Origin of the sequence: Blautia sp. AF19-1 (genome assembly GCF_003479155.1) — a bacterium.
In the GTDB taxonomy this organism is placed as follows: domain Bacteria; phylum Bacillota; class Clostridia; order Lachnospirales; family Lachnospiraceae; genus Fusicatenibacter; species Fusicatenibacter saccharivorans.
Map to the genome: position 1 here is coordinate 31,198 of NZ_QUGQ01000005.1, position 23,905 is coordinate 55,102.

The 23,905-nt window shown below is 49.3% G+C and carries 26 protein-coding genes and 1 riboswitch; of the genes, 24 read left to right on the forward strand and 2 right to left on the reverse strand.

All coding sequences use genetic code 11. From position 1 onward, the window contains the following. The first annotated feature begins 17 nt into the window (after positions 1 to 17). The 12 genes from DWX26_RS04330 to DWX26_RS04375 all read left to right on the forward strand — a co-directional run bounded on the left by DWX26_RS04330 (position 18) and on the right by DWX26_RS04375 (position 9,305). Complete coding sequence (locus DWX26_RS04330) at positions 18 to 557, forward strand: DUF2284 domain-containing protein (protein ID WP_055217961.1); 540 nt, start codon at positions 18 to 20, stop codon at positions 555 to 557. Positions 558 to 650: 93 nt separating this feature from the next. Then, the gene (locus DWX26_RS17480; RefSeq protein WP_195530618.1) at positions 651 to 1,349 is read left to right on the forward strand and encodes a hypothetical protein; all 699 of its coding nucleotides are present in this window, start codon (positions 651 to 653) and stop codon (positions 1,347 to 1,349) included. Positions 1,350 to 1,479: 130 nt separating this feature from the next. Next, the gene (locus DWX26_RS04340; RefSeq protein WP_055228187.1) at positions 1,480 to 1,773 is read left to right on the forward strand and encodes a YabP/YqfC family sporulation protein; all 294 of its coding nucleotides are present in this window, start codon (positions 1,480 to 1,482) and stop codon (positions 1,771 to 1,773) included. Positions 1,774 to 1,818: 45 nt separating this feature from the next. Then, positions 1,819 to 3,117: a sporulation protein YqfD gene (locus DWX26_RS04345; RefSeq protein ID WP_055217955.1), complete on the forward strand. Its 1,299-nt coding sequence runs from the start codon at positions 1,819 to 1,821 to the stop codon at positions 3,115 to 3,117. Continuing rightward, positions 3,104 to 4,135, forward strand: a complete 1,032-nt coding sequence (locus DWX26_RS04350) for a PhoH family protein (RefSeq protein WP_055267861.1) — start codon at positions 3,104 to 3,106, stop codon at positions 4,133 to 4,135. Before DWX26_RS04345 ends, DWX26_RS04350 begins: the two co-directional genes overlap by 14 nt. Next, entirely contained in the window at positions 4,132 to 4,635 is a 504-nt protein-coding gene (gene ybeY / locus DWX26_RS04355; protein ID WP_055228185.1) for an rRNA maturation RNase YbeY, read from the forward strand. The genes DWX26_RS04350 and ybeY overlap by 4 nt, the downstream gene beginning before the upstream one ends. A gap of 50 nt (positions 4,636 to 4,685) precedes the next feature. Next, the gene (locus DWX26_RS04360) at positions 4,686 to 5,840 is read left to right on the forward strand and encodes a DUF3048 domain-containing protein (protein WP_055267863.1); all 1,155 of its coding nucleotides are present in this window, start codon (positions 4,686 to 4,688) and stop codon (positions 5,838 to 5,840) included. Between the two features lie 278 nt (positions 5,841 to 6,118). Further along, positions 6,119 to 6,337, forward strand: coding sequence for a DUF896 domain-containing protein (locus tag DWX26_RS16845; RefSeq protein WP_055267865.1), 219 nt, complete (start codon positions 6,119 to 6,121; stop codon positions 6,335 to 6,337). After that, on the forward strand, positions 6,315 to 6,863 hold the full coding sequence (locus DWX26_RS04365) for a 5-formyltetrahydrofolate cyclo-ligase (protein ID WP_055228183.1): 549 nt from the start codon (positions 6,315 to 6,317) through the stop codon (positions 6,861 to 6,863). The genes DWX26_RS16845 and DWX26_RS04365 overlap by 23 nt, the downstream gene beginning before the upstream one ends. A 40-nt stretch (positions 6,864 to 6,903) precedes the next feature. Further along, complete coding sequence (locus DWX26_RS04370; protein ID WP_055267915.1) at positions 6,904 to 8,148, forward strand: glutamate-5-semialdehyde dehydrogenase; 1,245 nt, start codon at positions 6,904 to 6,906, stop codon at positions 8,146 to 8,148. A gap of 134 nt (positions 8,149 to 8,282) precedes the next feature. Then, the gene (locus tag DWX26_RS16700) at positions 8,283 to 8,435 is read left to right on the forward strand and encodes a DUF6198 family protein (protein WP_156338179.1); all 153 of its coding nucleotides are present in this window, start codon (positions 8,283 to 8,285) and stop codon (positions 8,433 to 8,435) included. Positions 8,436 to 8,535: 100 nt separating this feature from the next. Beyond that, positions 8,536 to 8,635, forward strand: a riboswitch (THF riboswitch). 67 nt (positions 8,636 to 8,702) lie between these two features. Further along, positions 8,703 to 9,305, forward strand: coding sequence for a folate family ECF transporter S component (locus DWX26_RS04375; protein WP_022461732.1), 603 nt, complete (start codon positions 8,703 to 8,705; stop codon positions 9,303 to 9,305). 192 nt (positions 9,306 to 9,497) lie between these two features. Here the strand turns inward: DWX26_RS04375 and DWX26_RS04380 are convergent, their stop codons facing one another. Further along, positions 9,498 to 9,797 (reverse strand): hypothetical protein, encoded by a 300-nt coding sequence (locus DWX26_RS04380; RefSeq protein WP_118594421.1) that lies wholly within the window; start codon positions 9,795 to 9,797, stop codon positions 9,498 to 9,500. Between the two features lie 80 nt (positions 9,798 to 9,877). Then, on the reverse strand, positions 9,878 to 11,377 hold the full coding sequence (gene arfA / locus DWX26_RS04385; protein WP_117801108.1) for an arabinosylfuranosidase ArfA: 1,500 nt from the start codon (positions 11,375 to 11,377) through the stop codon (positions 9,878 to 9,880). A gap of 231 nt (positions 11,378 to 11,608) precedes the next feature. Here arfA and DWX26_RS04390 point away from each other — a divergent pair, with 231 nt between their 5' ends. The 12 genes from DWX26_RS04390 (at position 11,609) to DWX26_RS04445 (ending at position 23,826) form a co-directional block, all read left to right on the forward strand. Continuing rightward, entirely contained in the window at positions 11,609 to 12,448 is an 840-nt protein-coding gene (locus tag DWX26_RS04390; protein ID WP_055228178.1) for a helix-turn-helix domain-containing protein, read from the forward strand. Positions 12,449 to 12,536: 88 nt separating this feature from the next. Next, positions 12,537 to 13,859, forward strand: coding sequence for a sodium-dependent transporter (locus DWX26_RS04395; protein WP_055217929.1), 1,323 nt, complete (start codon positions 12,537 to 12,539; stop codon positions 13,857 to 13,859). Between the two features lie 176 nt (positions 13,860 to 14,035). Then, positions 14,036 to 14,788 (forward strand): Fe-S cluster assembly ATPase SufC, encoded by a 753-nt coding sequence (sufC, locus tag DWX26_RS04400; protein ID WP_055217927.1) that lies wholly within the window; start codon positions 14,036 to 14,038, stop codon positions 14,786 to 14,788. A gap of 30 nt (positions 14,789 to 14,818) precedes the next feature. Continuing rightward, a complete protein-coding gene (sufB, locus tag DWX26_RS04405) occupies positions 14,819 to 16,225 on the forward strand; it encodes a Fe-S cluster assembly protein SufB (RefSeq protein ID WP_055267873.1) in 1,407 nt (468 codons plus the stop codon). Between the two features lie 13 nt (positions 16,226 to 16,238). Beyond that, positions 16,239 to 17,297 (forward strand): SufB/SufD family protein, encoded by a 1,059-nt coding sequence (locus DWX26_RS04410; protein ID WP_118600928.1) that lies wholly within the window; start codon positions 16,239 to 16,241, stop codon positions 17,295 to 17,297. Continuing rightward, positions 17,284 to 18,501 (forward strand): aminotransferase class V-fold PLP-dependent enzyme, encoded by a 1,218-nt coding sequence (locus tag DWX26_RS04415; RefSeq protein WP_118600929.1) that lies wholly within the window; start codon positions 17,284 to 17,286, stop codon positions 18,499 to 18,501. Before DWX26_RS04410 ends, DWX26_RS04415 begins: the two co-directional genes overlap by 14 nt. After that, a complete protein-coding gene (gene sufU / locus DWX26_RS04420; protein ID WP_055217922.1) occupies positions 18,491 to 18,919 on the forward strand; it encodes a Fe-S cluster assembly sulfur transfer protein SufU in 429 nt (142 codons plus the stop codon). The genes DWX26_RS04415 and sufU overlap by 11 nt, the downstream gene beginning before the upstream one ends. Positions 18,920 to 19,116: 197 nt before the next feature. After that, positions 19,117 to 20,418 (forward strand): phosphopyruvate hydratase, encoded by a 1,302-nt coding sequence (gene eno / locus DWX26_RS04425; protein ID WP_055217920.1) that lies wholly within the window; start codon positions 19,117 to 19,119, stop codon positions 20,416 to 20,418. Between the two features lie 205 nt (positions 20,419 to 20,623). Beyond that, complete coding sequence (locus tag DWX26_RS04430) at positions 20,624 to 21,298, forward strand: amino acid ABC transporter permease (RefSeq protein ID WP_022462789.1); 675 nt, start codon at positions 20,624 to 20,626, stop codon at positions 21,296 to 21,298. A gap of 3 nt (positions 21,299 to 21,301) precedes the next feature. Further along, positions 21,302 to 22,045: an amino acid ABC transporter ATP-binding protein gene (locus DWX26_RS04435; RefSeq protein WP_022462788.1), complete on the forward strand. Its 744-nt coding sequence runs from the start codon at positions 21,302 to 21,304 to the stop codon at positions 22,043 to 22,045. 122 nt (positions 22,046 to 22,167) lie between these two features. Then, positions 22,168 to 23,025, forward strand: a complete 858-nt coding sequence (locus DWX26_RS04440) for a transporter substrate-binding domain-containing protein (RefSeq protein ID WP_118600930.1) — start codon at positions 22,168 to 22,170, stop codon at positions 23,023 to 23,025. Positions 23,026 to 23,052: 27 nt separating this feature from the next. Next, the gene (locus DWX26_RS04445) at positions 23,053 to 23,826 is read left to right on the forward strand and encodes a histidinol-phosphatase (RefSeq protein WP_055217914.1); all 774 of its coding nucleotides are present in this window, start codon (positions 23,053 to 23,055) and stop codon (positions 23,824 to 23,826) included. The last annotated feature ends 79 nt before the right edge of the window (positions 23,827 to 23,905 follow it).

Genomic DNA, 23,905 nt, shown 5'->3' on the forward strand with positions numbered 1-23,905 from the left:
AGAGAAGGGATGACAAAATGACACAGACAGAAATCGAAGAATATATTACCCAGTTTCCTATCTATCAGTATGCATTTGTAAAACCGGAGGACATCGAATTCAATGACCGGGTCCGCCAGATCTGCAAAAAGGAGTGCTCCCGCTACGGAGCCTCCTGGTCCTGCCCGCCGGCGGTCGGCACTGTTGAAGTCTGTAAGGAGCGTTGCATGAACTACGATCACGTTCTGTTCTTCTCCAGCATCGCAGAAGTGGACAACATCATGGATATGGATGAGACATTAAAAACAAAATCGGAGCACGAAAAAATCACACGCGAAATCGAGCAGCATTTAAAAGACAAAACCCTGCTCACCTTCGCCCTTTCCTCCGATTCCTGCCAGCTCTGCGATAAATGTACCTACCCGAGAGGCGGCTGCCGCCATCTTGAACTGATGCATCCATGCATCGAGAGCCACGGCATCGTTGTTGCAAACCTGATTGAAAAAAACATGATGGATTATTACCTCGGTGAGCATATGGTCATATGGTTCAGCATGATTTTCTATAAAGAATCGTAATCTGTGATGTAATTTTCCATTCTTTCAAACGTATTTACAGTAGAGGATTTCGCTGTAAGAAATTCAGAAAATACACAAGAGGGGGAATGAAATATGCTGAGAAAGGCAGGAAATTTTCTCAGGTATCTGTTCGGTATTCTGATGATGCTGGCGGGAGCCGGTTACTGGAAAGAGGAGAAGGCATATGCATTGTCACTGCTGCTGCTTGGAATCTTTTTGCTTCCGGTTACCTGGAATACGATAAAGAAACGGTTTCATGTGGCGAAAGCACTTCCTGTGCTGCTTCCTGTGTTGCTGCTGGTTTCCGCCTGTGCGCTGACACCTGTGACGTACAGCAGTAAGGAAACACAGAAGGCATCTGCAGAGTCTGTTTCCGTCAGCGTTACGGCAGCGCCGACGAAAAAAGCGACGCCGACCCCGACTGAAACATCAACACCAACGCCGACAGCAACACCGACCGAAACACCAACGCCGACTGCTACCCCAACTCCAACGGCTGACCCGACCGAGACGCCGACACCTGAGCCAACCATAGAAGCTGCGGCGGAAGAAACCGCTGAAACGCAGGCAGCGGAAGAATCACAGCCGGCAGTGACTGCCGAAGAACCACAGGTAACGGAAGCTCCGCAGGAATCGGATCCGTATGGAGGACAGCTCGTGTGGATTTCAGAGACCGGATCGAAGTACCATAACAAAAATAACTGCGGCAGAATGAATCCGGATCGGGCATATCAGATGACAAGAGAAAATGCAGAAGCCCAGGGGTATGAACCCTGCAAAAAATGTTTTTAAAAAAGAGAAATGAAACCCCGCAGCCTGATCGGGCAGGAAACCCCAGCGGCTGCGGGGTATTTTTGTGCTTTTTTCTGCATAAAATAGCGATAGAACAAAAAGCAGACCCGCAAAGCGGAGGAGGTTTTGGATGCGAAAAAAGAAAAAGCAGAAAAAATCACTCCATCCGCCGGGCGGGGAGGTGCTTTCGGCGATGCAGGTTCCGTCAGATCTTGCTTTTGGTGAGCCGGTTGTGACGTTTTACGGCGGGAGAGAAGTGCAGATTGAAAATTACCGCAGGATTCTGGAATATAATGCGTGCCGCCTCTGCGTGCTTACACAATATGGCAGGCTGCTCCTTGTGGGAGAGGGAATCCGGATTGTTTCGTATTCCGGGGAGGAGATGCGGGTGGAAGGGAGAATCGATCAGGTGACGTTTCAATAAGTGTAATGATTCCAATCATTCCAATGCTGAAAAGGGGGTGTGCGTTTGCAGAGGGGAAAGGCTTTCTGGAAAGGCAGTGTGCGGATTCGTGTGACGGGCCGTGAACCGGAGCGTTTTTTCAATCTGTGCGGGCACCATAATATCACACTGTGGGACGTGACAGAACATCAGGGCTGCTTTGAGATGAGCCTTCTGCCGGAAGATTTTTTCCGCCTCCTGCCGATCCGCCGCAAGAGCGGTGTGCGCATCCGAATACAGAAAAAACAGGGACTGCCTTTCTTTTACCGGCGAAGTTTAAAAAGAAAGGCATTTTTTATTGGTATTTTTCTCTGCCTGGCGGGACTTTACACGCTGTCGCAGTTCATCTGGAATATTCATGTGGAAGGAAATTACGCGAACAGTACGCAGACGATCTTAAACAGCCTTGACGCGGCCGGGATTCATCATGGAAGCTGGAAAAAACGTGTGGACTGCAGCCAGACCGCATCGTATTTGCGGGAGCAGTTTCCGAATCTGACCTGGGTGTCCGCAAAAATAGAAGGGACGCAGCTTGTCCTTGCGGTAAAAGAAAACGTAGACGGCTATGTGATCGAAGAAAAAGCAGATGATCCGCAGAATCTTGTGGCGAAAAAAGAAGGGACGGTCGTGCGTATTATCACACGGAACGGCATTCCGCAGGTGCTCCCCGGTGATACATGTCAAGCGGGAGACATTCTTGTAAAGGGCGAGATTCCGCTTGTGAATGACAGTGGGGAAACGTATGATTATTCTTATGTTCACGCAGACGCGGATATTGACCTTGAGACGACGTGGTACTATTATGATACCTTTCCGCTTTCCCATACGGTACGGACATATCAGAAAGCAGAGAAAAAAACGCCGGTATTCCAGATTTCTGCTTACCGATTTTTCCTTGGAAATCTGCTGCCGGAGAATTTTGTGGAGAGTTTGCGGAGCATGACCGGAACGGCGGATCAGAAAACAGAGAAAAGGGAAAATGGAGCAGACGAGGAAGTGTCCCTTCAGCAGCTTTATCTGACAGAAAACTTTGCCCTTCCGTTTTATTTCGGCTACCGTCAGAAATTTCCTTTTGAAGTTCAGAAAGAAACCTACTCAGAACACGAGGCAAAAGAAAAAGCCTCGCAGAATTATCAGAAATTCCACAGAAATTTATCAGAAAAAGGACTTCAAATATCGGAGAATCATGTTACAATAGAACTTAACGATACGTCATGTATCACAAAAGGGACACTTCGCGTGATAGAACGGGCCGTAGAAGCACAGCCCTGCGAAATGCAGAAGATGTCGGATGGAAAGGAAACAATGGTAGATGAACAGCAATAACAACATGATAGAACTGCAGATGGAACTGCCCATCGAACATGAAAAGAAAGTATTCGGCCAGTTTGATGAACACATCAAAATCCTGGAGAGATCCCTGGCGGTTACGCTGATCTCCCGGGACGGCGTTTTAAAAATTGTGGGCCCGGCATCGAATGCAGCGCGCGCAAAGGAATGTCTGACACAGCTTCTGGAGCTCTCACGCCGCGGAAATGATATCAACACACAGAACGTCAATTATGCAATCTCACTTGTTATGGAGGACAGCGGAAGCAGCCTTGCTGAAATCGACAGTGACTGCATCTGCCACACGGTCGCAGGCCGTCCGGTCAAACCGAAAACACTCGGTCAGAAAGCGTACGTGGATGCGATCCGGGAAAAGATGATCGTCTTCGGCGTCGGCCCTGCCGGAACCGGAAAAACGTACCTTGCGATGGCGATGGCGATCACGGCATTCCGAAACGATGAGGTAGGCCGTATTATCCTGACGCGTCCGGCGATTGAGGCGGGTGAAAAACTCGGTTTCCTGCCTGGCGACCTGCAGAGTAAAATTGACCCGTATCTGCGGCCGCTCTACGACGCGCTGTATCAGATCATGGGAGCAGAGAGCTTCCAGAAAAACATGGAAAAAGGCCTGATTGAGGTTGCGCCGCTCGCGTACATGCGAGGCCGTACGCTCGACAATGCGTTTATTATCCTTGATGAGGCACAGAATACGACACCGGCGCAGATGAAGATGTTCCTGACCCGTATCGGTTTCGGTTCCAAAGTCATTGTAACCGGAGATGCCTCTCAGAAGGACCTTCCTTCCGGTACACGCTCCGGCCTTGATGTGGCAATGCAGGTACTGAAAAAAGTAGACGGAATTTCCTTCTGCGAGCTGACGAGCAAGGACGTTGTCCGTCATCCGCTGGTGCAGAAGATTGTACAGGCTTACGATGAATATGAAAAGAAAGCAAAGCCGGAAAATCACAGCGGCAGAGCAAAAAGTACGACGAGAAAACGGAGGGAAAATAAATGACACTGACGTTTGAAAATGAACAGGATTTTGACCTTGGATTTGATCCGGAAGAGGTTGCAGCAGCGGTAATCAATGGTGTGCTGGATCAGGAAGCGTGCCCGTATGAGGCAGAAGTAGAACTGATTCTGACTGATCCGGAAAATATCCGCACCATGAACCGGGAACACAGAAACATTGACCGGGAGACAGACGTGCTTTCTTTCCCGATGGTAGATTATCCTTCTCCGGCTTCGTTCGATTTTCTGGAGACGGAAGAGGGAGATGACTGTTTTAACCCGGACAGCGGTGAGCTGATGCTGGGTGATATTGTGATTTCTGTTGCGCGCGCAAGAGCGCAGGCGGAGGAATACGGTCATTCTTTAAGACGCGAATTTGCTTTTCTTGTTGCACACAGTATGCTGCATCTTCTGGGTTATGATCATATGACACCGGAGGAAGCAGCCGTGATGGAGGCAAAGCAGGAAGAGGTGCTGCAGCGTCTCGGTATCACAAGAGACTGATTGAAAGAAGAAAAGGAGGGGTCTTTATCAAAAAGAGAGGGTTTTACACATTGGGGATTGCTCTGCTGGGAAGCATGATGCTGTTCGGATGCCGGAAAATTGGGGAAACGGCACCGGAAACTGCATCGGCAGGAACTTCTTATGTCTCAGAAGAGACAGCAGGGGAAAGCAAGACAGAAACGAAAGCTACGGAACCACCGGCCCCGACCGAAGATCCGGCACCGGAACCGCTGGTTCCGGAAGCGATTGAGCCGACACCCGCGGAGGATGCGCTGCCGGAAGGTATGGTGAAAAGTTATCTGACAGGAGAACCTGTCGCCGAAGTACAGGGAAGAAGGCGCCCGGTGGCGGTTATGCTGAGCAATATCATCAGCGCCTGCCCGCAGAGCGGTATCAGCCGTGCGGGAGTGATCTATGAAGCGCCGGTCGAAGGCGGCATTACGCGCCTGATGGGGCTGTTTGAAAACTATGATGATCTCGAAAAGATCGGATCGGTGCGGAGTTGCCGCGAATATTATGTGTATCTGGCAGCGGGATTTGACGCTCTGTATTACCACTATGGACAGGCGGCGTATGCGATTCCGCTGCTCGAATCGGATCACATAGACAATGTGAATGGCATGGAGTATTCGGAACAGGTGTATTACCGGACGTCGGATCGTCCGTCGCCGCACAATGCGTATTTGGATGCGGCCGGGATTGCAGCGGGAATCGATCTCTGCGGCTACCGGACATCTTACAAAGACGGTTATGACGGATTTTTCCAGTTTGCATCCGAGACAGAACCGGAAACGCTGGAACAGGGACGAAATGCCGCCTATGTGGCACCGGGCGGATATTTCCACAATAATCCATGGTTTTCGTACGATGAGGCGAGCGGCACGTATTTGCGTTATCAGTTCGGGGAACCGCAGATCGATGAGATGACACAGGAACAGCTTGCGGTGAAGAACATTATCGTGCAGTACTGTTCCTGGAAAAAGTATGATGACAATGCGGAATATCTCGATATTGATGTGGTAAACGGCGGAATGGGAACGTATATCACAAGCGGAAAGGCCATCGACGTGACATGGAGCAAGGATGATCCGTGGGGCGTCACAAAGTACCGGGACAGCAATGGAGAGGAGATTAAACTGAATCTTGGAAAAACATGGGTTCTGATTGTTTTAGATAATTATGCAGATGAGACTGAAATCCGGTGATAAAGCTGGATTTCAGGATTTTTCTCAGATCGGCTGGACAGATCCTGTGTTTTGCGGTAAGATAAAAAGAAAATCCGGTCATTTAACCGAATCAAGCAAGTCCCTCGCTTCTAAAGCGGTGGGATGAATTGTTAAAAGAAACATAACGGTAGTGGCAGGCGGAGAGAAATCGGTATCCTCCACTGACATGAGGCGAGTCACAGTCGAACTATTTTCGACATGTCAGACTCTGTGAAAATACCGACTGTGAGTTGAAACAAAGGAGAAAAATACAGAAAATGGAAATTAATATACAGAGAATCAACGAACTTGCCCGCAAGGCGAAAGCAGAGGGGCTGACACCGGCGGAGAAAGAAGAGCAGCAGAAGCTGCGGAGAGAATATATTGCAGCCGTGAAAATGAACCTCCGTACCCAGCTCGACAATATTGATGTGCAGGAGAAAGACGGAACAATCGTAAATCTGGGGGAGCGCTATGGAAGCAAAAGGAAACATTAGAAAAGAAGTTTTTGCCCGAAGAAGAGCAGCCACACAGGAAGAAATTCAGGAAAAGAGCCGTATGATTTATGAAAAAATCACGGCTCTGCCGGAGTTTCTGGATGCGGACTGCTTTTTTGCGTATATGGACTTCAAAAAAGAAGTCATGACACGGGATCTGATCGAGAAGGCCCTGCAAATGGGAAAGACGGTCGCTGTGCCGCGCGTGGAAGGCGATGATATGGTTTATTATGAGATCAAAGATTTCTCCACGCTGAAATCCGGCTATTTTGGCATTATGGAGCCGGACGGCGGAAAGGTCTGCACGCGGGAAGAGGGCTTTCTGCTGGTACCCGGTGTGGCCTTTGATCCGGCGCGCCACAGAGTAGGATATGGAAAAGGATTTTATGACCGCTTTCTTGCCGCACATCCAGGGTTTACAACGGTTGCAGCGGCGTTTGAGTTTCAGCTGTTTGATGCGGTGCCGTTTGAAGAGACGGATGTTCTGCCGCAGATGCTGGTGACAGAGCAGAAGATTTACCGTTAAGCCAATTACGATAAGACAACACGAGGAGGAGACGAGTATGATGAAGCTGGAAGAAATCGGAACGAGAGCCCGCCAGGCGGAGCCTGTGCTTCGAATCATGGAGACGGAGAAGAAAAACCGTGTGCTGAAAAAAGCAGCGGAAAACCTTGTGGCAGACGCCGAAACGATTATCGCGGCCAATGCGCTGGATATGGAGCATGGAAAAGAAAAAGGCATGTCTCAGGGACTTCTGGACCGGCTCTTTCTGGACAAAAGCCGGATTGAAGCAATGGCAGAAGGCATGTGTCAGGTATCCGAACTGGACGACCCAATCGGGGAAGTGCTGGGAATGAAAAAACGCCCGAACGGTCTTCTGATCGGACAGAAACGTGTTCCGCTCGGTGTTGTCGGCATCATCTACGAGGCACGCCCAAATGTGACGGCGGATGCATTTGCACTCTGCTTCAAAACGGGAAATGTCGTGATTTTAAAAGGCGGAAGCGATGCAATCCACTCGAATACGGCGATTGTTGCCTCTCTTCGGAAAACACTGAAAGAGGAGCAGGTGCCGGAAGACGCCCTGCTTCTGATCGAAGATACCTCCCGCGAGACGACGGCGCAGTTTATGAAGATGAACCGCTATGTCGATGTCCTGATCCCACGCGGCGGCGCCGGACTGATCCGCGCTGTCGTGGAAAACAGCACGATTCCTGTCATTGAGACGGGAACCGGAAACTGTCATATCTACGTGGATGAGACAGCCGATCTTTCCATGGCAGTGGATATTATTCTGAACGCAAAAACACAGCGCGTTGGCGTATGTAATGCATGTGAATCGATTGTGGTACACGAAAATGTACGTGAAAAACTGCTCCCGGTTCTGGAGGAACGATTAAAAGAAAAACATGTGGAAATGCGCGCAGACGAAAAGGCAAGAGAATACATGCCGGAAGCAGAAGAAGCGACAGAAGAGGACTGGGGAAAAGAGTATCTCGACTACATCGTGTCCATCAAAACCGTCTCTTCCATCGACGAAGCGATTGCACACATCAACCACTACAACACAAAACACTCCGAAGCAATCATCACCAACAACTACACCCACGCCCAGAAATTCCTGGACGAAATCGATGCAGCTGTAGTCTACGTCAACGCCTCCACCCGCTTCACCGACGGCTTCGAATTCGGCTACGGCGCCGAAATCGGAATCAGCACCCAAAAACTCCACGCCAGAGGCCCGATGGGACTGCTGGCGCTGACATCGATTAAAAATATCGTATACGGAACGGGACAGATCCGAAAATAAAAGAAGAAAGATCTTGTTGTCAAAGGGCAACCCAGTTGATCCAGTGACCGATTGCTGACGACCACCCGTCACCCGATCACTGACCAACTCCCAACTGTCCCTTTTCTGGATCAACAGCCCAGACAACAGCCGCATTGTTCACCTTCTTCGGACTTGGAAGAATCGAAGGTCTTGGAATCGGAACGGTAGCAGCTGCTTTTACGATGGGAAAAGGCATTGTGCTGATGGGAAAACTGCTGGATAAAAAGTTTGCGTTTGTCTCCGTTTTATCACCGGAAAGACCGTAAAATGCAGGGCTGATATTTGATCGTAAAAAATTAGAAAAAAATGTAAAATCCTCTTGAAATCAAGGGGATTTTACTATATAATGAGCAGGACAAAAACAACTGCAGAGTAAGTTCATATGCGTAAAGTGCTCCCAGGATAGAGAGTAGCCAGGGAGACGAAAAGAGAAAATCTTGCGGTATATGAATTGCATCTCGCTGCAACAGAAGATAGAGACAAGAGATTATCTCCTATTGTAGTCAGATATCTGTAAAGGAGGTAATTTTTTTATGCAGAAAAATGCAAATGAAACAGCAAAAGAAACAAAAAACATGTTTCTGCAGTCAGCAAAAGAGCTGAAAGCAGTCACAACCCTCGCAGCCTGTGCCATGTTCGCAGCGCTGGCGATGATTCTGAACCAGGTAGCATCGATTGATATCGGACCTTATGTCCGCATCGGATTTTCTGGAATCCCGAACCGCCTTGTCGATTACCTGTTCGGACCAGTGACAGGATGTCTTTTCTCCGGCATTCTTGATGTCGTAAAATACTTCCTGAAACCGAGCGGCCCGTTCTTCTTCGGATTCACCTTTAATGCGATGCTGGCATCTTTTATGTATGGATGCTTCTACTATCGCAAAAAACTGACCATCAAACGTGTGCTTGCAGCCAAGTTCATCGTTATGCTGACTGTCAACGTACTGCTGAACACCCTGTGGATCAGCATGCTGTATGGAAAAGGAATCATGGTGCTTCTTCCGGCACGTGCCTTAAAGAACCTGATTATGTGGCCGATCGATTCCATCATTTTCTATAGCCTGACGAAGTTGATCGAGCAGACCGGCGTCTTCCGCATGTTCCATGCAAGAACCGCTGCACAGGCACAGAGATAAAGAAAAATTCAGACACCATCAAAACGATACATTTACCAATCTGCAGAAAAGGTACTGTCCGCCAGAACAAAAAGGAAGCGGATGGGTTTTGTCGGAAAAGAAAAGCGAAAAAGAACTGCGGCAGGAACTTCCCCAAAAGGAAGCCTGCCGCAGTTCTTTTTGTATGAAAATCCCATCAGGCGGACAGCGATTTTACTGATATCCGTGATCTGACCAGTCCTGGTTTTTGATCCGCTCGTAATCCTCCTCTGTAATCGGAAGAATCGTTCCATGCTTGTAGCCGTATGGGAACGAGAAGGAAGCATCAGAACGAACAAATTTTCCGGAAGCAAGGCTGTCTGCAACAAACGGCACATATCCCTGGCCGGCACCCGGAACGCCGTCGTTGACAGCTTCCCAGTGGAAACCATCGCGGCTTATGCCGAAATAAACCTGTTCGCCGTCCGGTGTTGTTTTTTCCCGAAAATGAACAAATAAATATGCCTGTGCCATAAAATAAAACTCCTTTATGCATATGTTTGGATGAAAAATTCAGATGTTCTGTTTTTCAGGCCATACCTTATACGGTTCCATTATTTTGTAAGACGGATCACATTCCAGCTGTGTTTTCCAAGAACGGTGTGCATTTTTCCATTCTCCAGTTTGGTAGCATCGGAATGGGTCGGAGCAACGTGGTTCGGATCTGCTTCGGTGTTGACCGCTTTCATATCGTCGTTTGTCAGCACGATGTGCTCAGCCAGACGACATCCTTCGAACTGACGCAGATCGCAGGAAACCTCCATATCCTCATCCAGGCTCTTGTTGACTGCAAAAATGGTCAGTGCATCGTTTTCCTCATCCCAGATGCAGACAGAATCGAGATACGGAGCTTCGCCGTACGTTTTGCTCTCGTAAACCGGTGTCAGAACCTGTGTATTTAAGACGGTTCCGCGGCCGTATACGCTTGCATGCATGTATGGATAGAAGATCGTCTGACGCCATGCACCGGTATCGGATGTCATGATCGGAGCGATAACGTTGACAAGCTGTGCGAGGCAGGCAATCTTGACACGGTCTGCGTGGCGCAGGAGTGTGATCAGCATGCTTCCGACGAGAAGTGCATCCTCAAAGTTGTAAACATCCTCAAGCTGATGCGGTGCGCGTACCCATTTCTCCAGCTTCTGATCCTGCTCATTGCTGTGATACCATACGTTCCACTCATCGAAGGAAAGGTTAATCTGCTTTTTGCCGTGTTTTTTCGCTTTGACTGCATCACAGATCGCAACTACACCGGAGATGAAATCATCCATGCCCTTGGAGCTTGCCAGGAAATCGACAGTATCATTTGCATAATTTCCGTAGTACTGGTGTAAAGAAAGGTAATCCACCTCATCATAGCATTCGTCCAGAACCGTATATTCCCAGGAACCGAAGGTTGGCATCGTAAGATTGGAGCTTCCGCAGGCAACAGTTTCAATCGTCGGATCCATGAATTTCATCAGACGGGAAGTCTCTGCTGCAATACGTCCGTACTCAGAAGCGGTCTTATGTCCCATCTGCCACGGTCCGTCCATCTCGTTGCCGAGGCACCAGAGTTTGATGTTGTGTGGATCTTTGTAACCGTGGGATTTTCTCAGATCACTGTAGTAGGTGCCGCCCTTGAAGTTGCAGTACTCCAGCACATTTTTGGCATCCTCCGGTCCGCGGGTTCCGAGGTTAACGGCCATCATAATATCACTGCCGGCTTTTTTCGACCAGTCCGCAAACTCATTCAGACCGAATTCGTTTGTCTCAATCACGCCCCAGGCAAGATCCGGTTTTGCAGGCCGTTTGTCTTTCGGACCTACGCTGTCTTCCCAGTGATAGCCCGAGACAAAGTTTCCGCCCGGGTAACGGACGATCGGTACCTGAAGCTCTTTGACAAGATCCAGGGTATCTTTTCGGAAGCCCTGCTCGTCGGAGAGAGCACTTCCTTCCTGATAGATGCCTTCGTAAACGGCGCGTCCCAGGTGCTCGATAAAGGAACCGAAGATTCGTTTGTCAACTTTTCCGGTGAGAAAATATTTGTCAATGATAATCTCTGCTTTTTTCATACTTAAAAATCCTCCTGTTAAAAGAAATGTTCGTTTTCAGACACGATCCAGAAAAACAAAGGATCACCGGCGTGTCTATGATTTTATTCCACCGTTTCGCTTTCGCTTTGGATAGTTTCAATTTTAACAGGAAGATAGAAAAAAACCAGAGATTTTTGTCCGGCAAATTTGACTTTTTTTCCGGTTTTGCGGTAAAATAGGGAGAAGAAAAGAAAAGGGGAAACGAGAAGAATGGAATTTTCAGTTCATATTTGTGAATATAATAGATCCAACGCCGATTATGAGACGATATATCGGCCGGAGGGCAGCGGGGACTATCTGTTTCTACTGTTTAAAACGCCGATGAAGGTGTATGACAGAACTGCGTTTTTCATTGCACAGGAAAATGCCTGCCTTTTTTACACGCCGGATCACGAGCAGCATTATCAGGCTGTTCAGAAGTTTCGCAACAGCTATGTCCATTTCTGGTGCGGTGAGAATCTGGGTGAAACGTATGGAATTCCGCAGAATGCTGTTTTTTATCCACAGAACACGGAAGCAATTGATGAGCTGATTCGCCTTTTGCAGAGGGAATACATTGTGAAAGATCCATACGCAGTGGAATATGAGGAAGCACTGGTTCGTCAGATGATGATTACGGCATCGCGCGGTATGCGGCTGTACCAGAAAGCGGCAGAGGAGCCGGCCGGACTGTATCAGGAATTCCAGGAGCTGCGCCTTAAGATGTTGAGCCATTATGAGAAAGACTGGACGACAGAAAAGCTTTGCCAGATGGCCAATATGGAAAAAAGTCAGTTTTATTCTTATTACAAACAGTTTTTCAGCAGCACCCCGCACAGCGATCTGATTGAAGTACGGCTCGACAAGGCGAAAAATCTTTTGACAAATCAGGCACTTTCCATCGGACAGACCGCGGAAATCTGCGGTTTTTCCAATCTGTCTCATTTCAGCCGCTATTTCAAACGCCACTGCGGATGTTCTCCGCGGGAATGGCAGCAGCAAGGCGGAAAAAGCATAAAATATAAAGTGAAGTTGCAGGAAGATGAGAAATGCTATAGCTTTTCCCAATAGCTTATGCTAAAATATTCAGAAGATGTTGGAGTCAAAAGGTACTTTGGCCATGATATCTTCAGAAAAAGTAAGAAAAAGGGAGAGCAGTATGAAAAAGAGAGAGTCATTTAACAGTCGGTGGGGATTTATCCTGGCCTGCATCGGTTCTGCAGTTGGAATGGGCAACATCTGGATGTTCCCTACCCGGGTTTCCTTGTACGGAGGAGGTTCCTTTCTGATTCCGTATTTCCTGTTCGTTGCACTGATCGGCTTTACCGGTGTGAGCGGGGAGATGAGTTTTGGCCGTGCCACAAGATCCGGTCCGGTTGATGCGTTCGGTTTTGCATGTGAAACGAAAGGAAAACGAAAAGCCGGAGAGGCGCTTGGTCTGATTCCGGTGCTGGGTTCCCTGGCAATGGCGATCGGTTATACGGTTGTCATGGGGTGGATTTTCAGGTACATGATCGGAACCTTTACTGGAAAGACACTGTCAGCTGTGAGCGTAGAGGATTTTGCCGGAGCGTTTGAATCCATGGCATCTGCGTTTGGAAACAATTTCTGGCAGATCGTAGCTCTTGTGGTTGCGATGGTCATTCTGGCATTTGGTGTTGGTAAGGGAATTGAGAAGGTCAATAAGGTGCTGATGCCTGTTTTCTTTCTCCTGTTTGTTGCACTTGGTATCTATGTTGCCTTTCAGCCCGGTGCAGCGGATGGATACCGTTATATTTTCCGTGTGGAACCAAAAGCACTTGCAGATCCGAAGACCTGGATTTTTGCACTTGGTCAGGCATTCTTTTCCCTGTCTGTAGCCGGAAACGGAACACTGATCTATGGTTCCTATTTGTCAGATGGAGAAAATATTCCGGCCGCCGCCGGAAGAGTAGCATTTTTTGATACGCTCGCTGCTATGCTTGCTGCGCTGGTTATTATCCCGGCGATGGCAACTACGGGAGCACAGTTAAATACAGGAGGACCTGGACTTCTGTTCATTTTCCTTCCGAATTTGATAAAGTCTATGCCGGGTGGCGCGCTGATCGCAATCGTTTTCTTTGTCGCTGTCTTTTTTGCCGGCCTTACCTCTCTGATTAACCTGTACGAAGCACCGATTGCAACGGTACAGGAAAAATTTCATCTCGGAAGAGTAGCAGCCTGCGGTGTGATCGGGGTTATCGGTGTGGTCGTATCTCTTCTGATCCAGGGCATTGTATCCCAGTGGATGGATGTTCTGTCGATCTACATCTGCCCGCTCGGCGCCGGCCTTGCCGGAGTCATGTTCTTCTGGATCTGCGGAAAGAAGTATGTGCAGTCCCAGGTAGACAAGGGAAGAAGCAGCAAATTCACGGATCTGTATTATCCGATCTGCAAATATATCTACGTGCCGATCTGTGTGCTGGTTCTGATTCTCGGAATCGTGCTGGGCGGAATCGGCTGAAACAATGTTGATAGAAAACGCGCCTGTCGTGCGGAAAAAAAGATCCGGCGGCAGGTGCGTTTTTTGATAAAATTTTTCAAATATATAAATCCGATTGAAATACTCGGAAAAAAGGTCTACAATCGGAGGCGAAAACAGAGATTTTAACCTCGAAGCAAAATAAGGAGGATATCAATATGGGAAAAAATCTTTTAACAGTGAAAGATTTAACGGTAAATGTAGAAGAAAAAGAGATCCTGCACGGCGTCAATCTTACGATTGGAAAAGGGGAGACGCATGTGCTGCTTGGACCGAATGGTACCGGAAAGTCGACGCTTGGCAATACGCTGCTCGGCAATCCGAAATATAACGTGACACGCGGCGAAATCTGGTTCCAGGGAAAGAACATCACAGAAGAGCCGGTCAATGAACGCGCCAAAATGGGACTGTTTCTCTCGTTTCAGAATCCGCTTGAGGTGCCTGGCGTAACCTTAAGCTCTTTTATCCGCAGCGCCGTCGAGTTAAAAACCGGCAAACGGATGCGTCTGTTTGAGTTCCGGAAAGAACTGGAAAAAGCAATGGAAGTTCTGCAGATGGATCCGTCGTATGCAGACCGTGATCTGAATGTCGGATTTTCCGGCGGTGAGAAAAAGAAAGCCGAGATCTTGCAGCTTCTGATGCTCGAGCCGTCCCTTACCATTCTCGATGAGACCGACTCCGGCCTGGATGTCGATGCGGTCCGCACCGTTTCTGCCGGAATTGAGGCATACCGCAGAAAATGCGGAGGAAGTCTTCTGATCATCACGCACAGCACGAAGATTCTGGAATCACTGATGGTGGATCAGACCCACATCATGGTGGAAGGTGAAATCGTCAAAACCGGCGATGCATCTCTTGTAGAGGAGATCAACCGGGACGGATTTGGAAAATACGAAAAGTCACTGGCGTAAAACCGAAGGTACAGAAAGGATGAAAACGCTGTGAGAGAAAAAAGTTATGTAGAGGATATTGACCGAAGCATCTATGATTTCAAAGACGATGAAAAGGATGCCTATAAAGTAAAAGCCGGCCTGACGCCGGAAATTGTACAGAAAATTTCGGATGAGAAGAAAGACCCTGCCTGGATGCAGTTGTTCCGTCTGCATTCTTTACAGATCTACAACCAGATGCCGATTCCGGATTGGGGTCCGTCGATTGAGGGTCTGAACATGGATGACATCGTAACGTATGTCCGCCCGAATACGAAAATGAAAGCAAAGTGGTCCGATGTGCCGGATGACATCAAAAATACGTTTGAGCGTCTCGGCATCCCGCAGGCAGAGCGGAAATCACTCGCCGGCGTGGGCGCACAGTATGATTCGGAGCTGGTCTATCACAACGTCCGCGCGGAAGTTGCGGCGCAGGGTGTTGTCTATACCGATATGGAGAGTGCGCTGCATGGTGAGTACGCGGATATGGTGCGGAAACACTTTATGAAACTGGTGAAACCGACCGACCACAAATTTGCCGCACTGCACGGAGCCGTCTGGTCCGGCGGTTCGTTTGTCTATGTGCCGAAGGGGGTTTCCGTGGAAATCCCGCTGCAGTCGTATTTCCGTCTGAATGCGCCGGGCGCAGGCCAGTTCGAGCATACGCTGATTATTGTCGATGAGGACGCGGACCTTCACTTTATCGAGGGCTGTTCCGCACCGAAATACAATGTGGCCAACCTCCATGCCGGATGTGTGGAGCTGTTTGTCGGAAAGAATGCAAGACTCCGTTATTCTACGATTGAAAACTGGTCGAAGAATATGTACAACCTGAACACGAAGCGCGCGCAGGTCGAGGAGGGCGGAAAAATCGAGTGGGTTTCCGGTTCATTCGGCTCCCACGTTTCCTACCTGTACCCGATGAGCGTGCTGAAAGGAAGAGGCGCAAAGATGGAATTTACCGGCATCACGTTCGCCGGTAAGGGCCAGAATCTCGATACCGGAGCGAAGGTTGTCCACAGCGCGCCGGATACGAGTTCCTATATTAACACGAAATCGATCTCGAAGGACGGCGGCATCAGCACCTTCCGTTCGTCAGTCTCTGCAACAAAAGCGGCAAAGAACACGAAATCAGCCGTTTCCTGCCAGTCTCTGATGCTCGATGATATCTCCCGGTCGGACACGATTCCGGCGATGGATATCCGTACAAAAGATGCGAACATCGGCCATGAAGCACAGATCGGAAGCATCAGCGATGAAGCCGTCTTTTATCTGATGTCGCGCGGCATGACGGAAGAGGATGCGAGAGCGTGCATCGTCAGCGGATTCGCGGATGATGTTTCAAAAGAACTGCCGCTGGAGTACGCGGTGGAGATGAACAATCTGATCCGCCTCGAGATGAAGGGCAGCATTGGATAAGGAGGCCAGACACATGGAAGAACAGAACAGCATGAAAATCAACCAGCTTCCATCGAAAACATGGTACTGGCTGGGATTAAATGATACAAAAGTAAAATGGGCGGCGGGTGCGCCGTGTGAAATCTGCGCGGAAGAGCTGTCTGCGGATGATGAGATAACGGGTTTTCCGGAAGCTATGAATACCGGGGCAGGAAAAGAGACGGATGTCCTTTTTGCACCGGAGCAGACGAAAAACTGGAGTGTCTCTGCAAAGGAGGGGCAGACGAAACAGGTCACGCTTTCCATCGGACAGGGAAAAGAGAAGGTTTCATCCGGAAAGATCCGCGCGGCGGCAGAAGAGGGAGCTTCCCTTACCGTTTTCGAGGTATTTGAACCGGCACAGGCAGCGGGACAGCTCGCGGTGCGGACAGAACTTTACGCGAAAAAAAACAGCCGCATCCGGCTCGTGCAGGTGATGATGCGCGGTGAGGGACAGGAGCTTTTAAATGATGTCGGATGCATCTGCGAGGAAAATGGTGCACTGGATCTTTTACAGGTTGTTGTCGGAAAAGGCGATGTCTATGACGGTATCTGGACCGAACTGCAGAAGGATCATGCATCACTGCAGGCAGAAATCGGCTATCTTCTGCAGAATCAGCAGAAATTTGATGTCAATCTGAATGTGCGCCACTTCGGAAAAGTAACCAAGAGCACGATCCAGGCAGACGGAACGCTGATGGATGCGGCGGAAAAGATCTTCCGCGGCACAATCGACTTTGTGCGCGGTTCGGCAGATTCCGTCGGAGCAGAGACAGAACAGGTATTGCTGCTCGGCGATGATGTAGTCAACAAGACGATTCCTGTGATCCTCTGTGCAGAGGAAAACGTACAGGGAAGCCACGGCGCGGCAATCGGAGAACTCGATGAAGAGACACTGTTTTACTTCGGTGCGCGCGGCATGGACCGTACACAGGCAGAAAATACGATAGCGCGGGCGAAACTGGAAGCAAAAATCCAGAAGATCGGCGATGCGGACATCGAACAGAAAGTAAAAACACAGCTTGCGGAGGTGCTTGACCGTGACAACAGATAACATCAGAAAAAATTTCCCGCTTCTGCAGCAAATGGACACGATCTATCTGGACAACGCGGCGACGGCACAGCGCCCGTCATGCGTTCTTGCTGCAGTACAGGAATTTTACGAACAGAAAAATGCAAATCCTCTGCGAGGCTTCTATCCTTTAAGCCTGGAGGCGACGGAGAGCTATCAGGAGGCAAGGAAGACCGTACAGGAGTTTATTCATGCAGAAGAGCCGGAGGAGATTATTTTTACCCGGAATACAACGGAAAGCCTGAACCTTGTGGCATACAGCTATGGCCTGAACTTTTTAAAGGAAGGCGACGAGATCGCTGTAACAATCATGGAGCATCACAGCAATCTGCTTCCGTGGCAGATGGTGTCGCGTATGACTGGGGCGAAGCTCTATTATCTGGAATGTACCAGTGAGGGCGAGCTGACCGATGAGGAGCTCCAAAAGGGCATTAATGAGAGAACACGTCTTGTGGCTGTTGCGCAGGTATCGAATGTGCTCGGCTGCGTGAATCCGCTCCAGAAAATCACGGAGATGGCGCACCGCGTGGGAGCCGTTGTCGTTGTGGACGGCGCCCAGAGCGTTCCGCATATGCCGGTCGACGTACAGGCGCTGGATGCAGATTTTCTCGCCTTTTCCGGCCATAAGCTGATGGGCCCGATGGGAATCGGCTGTCTGTATGGAAAACGGGAACTGCTGGAAAAAATGCCGCCGTTTTTAACCGGAGGCGAGATGATCGATTCCGTTCACCGCGACGGAGCCGTTTTTGCACCGGTTCCGCAGAAATTTGAGGCGGGAACGGTAAATGCAGCCGGTGCGGTGGGGCTGGCCGCAGCGATCCGGTATCTGCAGGAAAAAGGATTTGATTATATCCAGAAAAAAGAGCTGGAACTGACGCAACGTGCTATGGAAGGACTCGGCGCGCTGCCGTACGTTCATATCCTCGGTTCCAAAGATCCGGCCAATCACACGGGCATCGTTTCGTTTACGATTGACGGCGTGCATCCGCACGATGTGAGCGAAATTCTTTCTTCTGACGGCATCGATGTGCGGGCAGGCTACCACTGTGCACAGCCGCTTCTGGAATATCTTGGCGTCCGAAGCTCGACAAGAGCCAGCATGATGTTTTATAATACACCGGAAGAGATTGATGCACTGATCGAAAGTGTATCCACAATCAGAAGGAGAATGGGCTATGGAGAGTAGAGGATTTTATAACGAAATTTTGACGGAGCACAATCTGCGTCCGGAATTCAAGCATGATCTGCCGGATGCGGACATCGTACTCGAGGGCGTCAACCCAAGCTGCGGCGATGATATCTGGCTGAAATTAAAAGTCGACGGCGATGTGATCACGGACGGTGCGTTCGTGGGCGACGGCTGTGCGATTTCGCAGGCATCGGCGGACATTATGCTCGGCATGATCATCGGAAAGACGAAGGACGAGGCACTGCGCCTAGGAAATCTGTTTCTGCGCATGATCAAAGGAGAAGCATCCGACGAGGAGATTGACGAACTCGAGGAGGCTGGTGCGCTGAAAGACATCTCCCACATGCCGGCAAGAGTGAAATGTGCAGTGCTTGGATGGCATACGCTGGAAGAGGCATTTAAACAGGAAAAATAAGAACAGAAAAACTTTTTGCATTTCTGAGAAAAAGTATCACTTTACCCACTTGCAATTTTTAAAAAATTAGTTATAATGAATTATAGTTAGTAAAGGCTAACCAAAGTGAATCAATCATTGTTATCTCCCGTCTGCGGATCCTGGACACTTCGCAGGCGGGAAACTCCAGAAACAAACGAGAAAGGAGCACACGAAAAGTGAAGAGCCTGAAAATTGAGGAAGTAAAAGGAAGAGAAATTCTGGATTCCAGAGGAAACCCAACCGTAGAAGCTGAGGTTGTTCTTGCAGGAGGCGTTGTAGGACGCGGCATGGCACCAAGCGGCGCATCTACCGGTGAGTTTGAGGCACTGGAATTACGAGATGGAGATAAAGCAAGATACCTTGGAAAAGGTGTGCAGAAAGCAGTAGAAAACATCAACACCGTCATCAACGATACCTTAAAAGGTATGGATGCATCCGATACCTACGCTGTAGATAAAGCTATGATCGATGCGGACGGAACAAAAGATAAATCCCGCCTGGGTGCAAATGCCATTCTGGCTGTATCCATTGCCTGCGCAAGAGCAGCAGCAAACGCACTTGAGATTCCGCTGTACCGCTTCTTCGGCGGCGTTTCCGGAAATCGTCTGCCGGTTCCGATGATGAACATCATCAACGGCGGATGTCACGCACTTTCTTCCGGCCTGGATGTACAGGAGTTCATGATCATGCCGGTTGGAGCATCTTCTTTCAAAGAGTGCTTAAGATGGTGCGCTGAGGTCTTCCATGCACTGGCTGCCATCTTAAAAGAGCGCGGACTGGCAACATCGGTTGGAGATGAAGGCGGTTTTGCACCGGCTCTGAAATCCGATGAAGAAGCCATCGAGACCATTCTTGAGGCAGTGAAAAAAGCAGGCTATGAGCCAGGCAGAGACTTCAAGATCGCGATGGATGCTGCTTCCTCCGAGTGGAAGACAGGTACCAAGGGGGAATACAAACTGCCGAAAGCCGGCACTGTATTTACTTCCAAAGAGCTGATCGCTCACTGGAAAGCACTGGTAGAGAAATACCCGATCATCTCCATCGAGGATGCTCTGGATGAAGAAGACTGGGAAGGCTGGAAAGAGCTGACCGCAGAGCTTGGCGGAAAAGTACAGCTTGTCGGTGACGACCTGTTTGTAACCAATACTGAGCGTCTGGCAAAAGGTATCTCCCTTGGCTGCGGAAATTCCATCCTGATCAAACTGAACCAGATCGGTTCTGTATCTGAGACCCTTGAGGCAATCAAAATGGCTCACAAAGCAGGCTACACCGCAATTTCCTCCCACCGTTCCGGTGAGACCGAGGATACCACCATCGCAGACCTGGCGGTTGCCCTGAACACCTGCCAGATCAAGACCGGTGCACCGAGCCGTACCGAGCGTGTTGCAAAATACAACCAGCTTCTCCGAATCGAAGAAGAACTTGGAACGGCCGCTGTATACCCTGGTGCAAGAGCATTTAATGTGACACAGGACTAAGCAGTAAATAACATCATACCATAAAAAAAGACAAGATCCTTCCTCTTAAAACCAATCATAAATAAGAGTCCCCGGGGCCGTTGAAAAACGTGTTTCCCGGGGATTCTTGCATGCGGGGGAGGGGTATATGAAAAAACACTTGACTTGAAGCGGACTTGAAGTGTTATCCTATCTAGGAAAATGTAAAAAAGGGGGATATATCGAAATGAGCGAAAGATTATGGAATATTCTTCTGGATTCTTTTTGGAAAATCTTTCTGCCGGGCCTTAAGGTGACGATTCCGCTTACTGTAATCTCGTTTTCCATTGCACTTGTAATTGCGACGGCAATGGCTATGGTACAGTTTGCAAACATCAAAGGCCTTCGTCAGATTGCACGTTTCTATATCTGGATTTTCCGCGGAACCCCGCTTCTGGTCCAGCTTTTCGTTGTGTTTTACGGACTTCCGCGCGCCGGTATTCTGATCGATCCGTTTCCGGCGGCAGTTCTCGTCTTTTCCCTGAATGAGGGCGCCTACAGTGCCGAGACGATGCGTGCGGCCCTGGAAGCCGTTCCGGCAGGCCAGCTCGAAGCCGGCTACTGTGTCGGCATGTCGTATCTGCAGATCATGCGGAGAATTATCCTTCCGCAGGCGATGCGCACCGCGTTCCCGCCGCTTTCCAACTCTCTGATCGCCATGGTAAAGGATACTTCCCTTGCCGCAAATATCACCGTAACGGAGATGTTTATGGTAACGCAGCGGATTGTAGCGCGCACCCATGAACCGCTGGCACTGTATATTGAAGTAGGACTGATCTACCTGCTGTTCTCCACCGTGCTCACGAAGCTGCAGGGAATCGGAGAGAAGAAACTGAGTACATATCAGAAAAAAGGGGAATAAGCCATGCTGGAAATCAAAGGATTAAAGAAAGCGTTCGGCAGCCTGGAAGTGTTAAAAGGTGTAGATTTAAAAGTAAACCAGGGCGATGTTGTTGCAATCCTCGGTCCGAGCGGTTCGGGAAAAACGACGATGCTGCGCTGTGTCAACTTTCTGGAGCATGCGGACGGCGGCAGCCTGATTTTTGACGGGAAAGAATATCCGTTCCACAACATCAGCAAAAAAGATATCGCGGCGATCCGTCAGAAAACCGCATTTGTATTTCAGAACTATAACCTGTTCCTGAACAAAACAGCCCTTCATAACGTAACCGAGGGCCTGATCATCGGCAGAAAAATGCCAAAAACCAGGGCGGAGGAAAAAGCGCGTGCAGCGCTTGAAAAAGTAGGCATGCTGGACCGTGCGGACTACTATCCGCATCAGCTTTCCGGCGGACAGCAGCAGAGGGTGGCAATCGCCCGTGCACTGGCAACCGATCCGGAAATTATCTATTTTGATGAGCCAACCTCAGCACTCGACCCGGAGCTGACCGGCGAGGTGCTTGGTGTTATGCGCCAGCTTGCCAAAGAGGGAATGACAATGCTCGTTGTCACGCATGAGATGGGCTTTGCAAGAAACGTTTCGAACAAAGTTGTCTTTATGGAAAACGGCGTTGTCGTTGAGGAAGGTCCGTCGAAGGAATTTTTCGCAAATCCGCGGGAAGAGCGGACGAGAACATTTTTGCAGAATATTGAACAGCATTACGAGTAAGGTATCCCGCAAAGCGGCAAATCCTGCCCGGAGCACGGAATCCGGACAGTTTGCAATAAAGAAAACAGAAGAAGCAAAGGCAGCTTCTTCCAGAACAAAACAAAAAAGGAGTGGCGAATATTATGAAAAAGAAAATGGCAGCAGTATTTCTGGCAGGTATCCTGACATCATCCTTTTTACTGACCGGATGCGGAAACAGCACGGCAGATAACAGAAGTGCTTCTTCCTCTTCATCAGCATCTTCTGCAAGTGCGTCTGGGGATCTTTTAGAGCAGATCCAGAGCAAGGGTGAGATCGTTGTGGCAATGGAAGGAACCTGGGCACCGTGGACGTATCACGATGAGGACGACAACCTGGTCGGCTATGACGTAGAAGTGGCACAGCAGATCGCAGAGAAACTCGGCGTGAAAGCAACCTTTGTAGAGGGTGAGTGGGACGGCCTTCTTGCAGGAATCGATTCCGGCCGGTACGATATCATGGTAAACGGCGTAGATATCACAGAGGAGCGCGCTGAGAAATACAGCTTTTCCGATCCATACGCATACAACCGCACCGCTGTTATCGTAAACTCTGCTAACGATGAAATCCAGTCCATGGAGGATCTCGACGGAAAGAGCACTGCGAACACCATTTCCAGTACGTATGCAGAAGTTGCCGAGAAATATGGCGCAGCCGTTACCGGTGTTGACGATCTGGAGCAGACTTTCGAGCTTCTCTTAAGCGGCCGTATCGATGCAACTCTGAACGCAGAGGTAACGTATTACGATTATATGAAAGCACACCCGGATGCAGAGATCAAAATTGCATGTCTCGATCCGGAATCCACAAAAGTCGGTATTCCGATGAAAAAAGGCGATGAGACCAAGACGCTGCTTGAGGCAGTCAACAAAGCACTTGGCGAGCTCGCAGAAGACGGAACACTGACAGAGCTTTCGGAAAAATATTTTGGAACGGATATCTCCAAAGAAGCAGCAGAATAAGATACAAAATAAAGAAGGTTACAGATCATGATTGCAAATTACCATACCCATACATGGCGGTGCCGCCATGCGGACGGAACGGAGCGGGAGTATGTGGAGCGCGCGATTGAGGGCGGCCTTAAAATTCTCGGTTTTTCCGACCATTCGCCTTATCCGTTCCCGGACGGCTACGATTCCGGCATGCGGATGCGGCTCGATCAGGTGGAAGGCTATGTAGACACCGTGCTGGCATTGAAAAAAGAGTATGACAAGGATATTGAAATCCATCTCGGACTCGAAACAGAGTATTTCCCGAGATTCTGGGATCAGCTGATTGATTTTTTGTCGGACTATCCGTTTGAGTACTTTGTGCTTGGCCAGCACAGCCTGGGAAATGAGATCGAAAAGATTCTCTACAGCGGCCATGGAACAACAGACGGAAGCTACCTGAAACAGTATGTGGACCAGTGCCTGGCAGGCATCGATACCGGAAAATACCTGTATCTGGCACACCCGGATCTCTTTTTATTCAACGGCGACGAAGCAGTGTTCGACCGGGAATACCGGAGACTCTGCCGTGAGGTGAAAAAGAGAAACATTCCGCTGGAGATCAATTTCCTTGGTCTGATGGAAGAAAGATGGTATCCGAACGAGAAGTTCTGGAAGATCGCCGGCGAAGAAGGAAACACCGCCGTTTTCGGCTGTGATGCCCATACGCCGAAAGCCGTCTGGAATCCGGAGACGGAACAGAAGGCACTGCAGCTGGCAGCAAAATACGGTCTGAAAGTACAGGAAACCGTTCCGATGCCGAAGACATTTTAACAGAAGCAGAAAAAGCTGTTCTTTTCTGGTGAGAGTTTTGAAAACTCCGCGGAAAAGAACAGCTTTTTTGATATGAGAT

Bases quoted from the DNA above. Each gene is read 5' to 3' on its own strand.
- DWX26_RS04330 (WP_055217961.1), top strand. From the start codon at position 18: ATGACACAGACAGAAATCGAAGAATATATTACCCAGTTTCCTATCTAT.
- DWX26_RS17480 (WP_195530618.1), top strand. From the start codon at position 651: ATGCTGAGAAAGGCAGGAAATTTTCTCAGGTATCTGTTCGGTATTCTG.
- DWX26_RS04340 (WP_055228187.1), top strand. From the start codon at position 1,480: ATGCGAAAAAAGAAAAAGCAGAAAAAATCACTCCATCCGCCGGGCGGG.
- DWX26_RS04350 (WP_055267861.1), top strand. From the start codon at position 3,104: ATGAACAGCAATAACAACATGATAGAACTGCAGATGGAACTGCCCATC.
- ybeY (WP_055228185.1), top strand. From the start codon at position 4,132: ATGACACTGACGTTTGAAAATGAACAGGATTTTGACCTTGGATTTGAT.
- DWX26_RS16845 (WP_055267865.1), top strand. From the start codon at position 6,119: ATGGAAATTAATATACAGAGAATCAACGAACTTGCCCGCAAGGCGAAA.
- DWX26_RS04365 (WP_055228183.1), top strand. From the start codon at position 6,315: ATGGAAGCAAAAGGAAACATTAGAAAAGAAGTTTTTGCCCGAAGAAGA.
- DWX26_RS04370 (WP_055267915.1), top strand. From the start codon at position 6,904: ATGAAGCTGGAAGAAATCGGAACGAGAGCCCGCCAGGCGGAGCCTGTG.
- DWX26_RS04375 (WP_022461732.1), top strand. From the start codon at position 8,703: ATGCAGAAAAATGCAAATGAAACAGCAAAAGAAACAAAAAACATGTTT.
- DWX26_RS04380 (WP_118594421.1), bottom strand. From the start codon at position 9,797: ATGGCACAGGCATATTTATTTGTTCATTTTCGGGAAAAAACAACACCG.
- arfA (WP_117801108.1), bottom strand. From the start codon at position 11,377: ATGAAAAAAGCAGAGATTATCATTGACAAATATTTTCTCACCGGAAAA.
- DWX26_RS04390 (WP_055228178.1), top strand. From the start codon at position 11,609: ATGGAATTTTCAGTTCATATTTGTGAATATAATAGATCCAACGCCGAT.
- DWX26_RS04395 (WP_055217929.1), top strand. From the start codon at position 12,537: ATGAAAAAGAGAGAGTCATTTAACAGTCGGTGGGGATTTATCCTGGCC.
- sufC (WP_055217927.1), top strand. From the start codon at position 14,036: ATGGGAAAAAATCTTTTAACAGTGAAAGATTTAACGGTAAATGTAGAA.
- DWX26_RS04410 (WP_118600928.1), top strand. From the start codon at position 16,239: ATGGAAGAACAGAACAGCATGAAAATCAACCAGCTTCCATCGAAAACA.
- sufU (WP_055217922.1), top strand. From the start codon at position 18,491: ATGGAGAGTAGAGGATTTTATAACGAAATTTTGACGGAGCACAATCTG.
- DWX26_RS04430 (WP_022462789.1), top strand. From the start codon at position 20,624: ATGAGCGAAAGATTATGGAATATTCTTCTGGATTCTTTTTGGAAAATC.
- DWX26_RS04435 (WP_022462788.1), top strand. From the start codon at position 21,302: ATGCTGGAAATCAAAGGATTAAAGAAAGCGTTCGGCAGCCTGGAAGTG.
- DWX26_RS04440 (WP_118600930.1), top strand. From the start codon at position 22,168: ATGAAAAAGAAAATGGCAGCAGTATTTCTGGCAGGTATCCTGACATCA.
- DWX26_RS04445 (WP_055217914.1), top strand. From the start codon at position 23,053: ATGATTGCAAATTACCATACCCATACATGGCGGTGCCGCCATGCGGAC.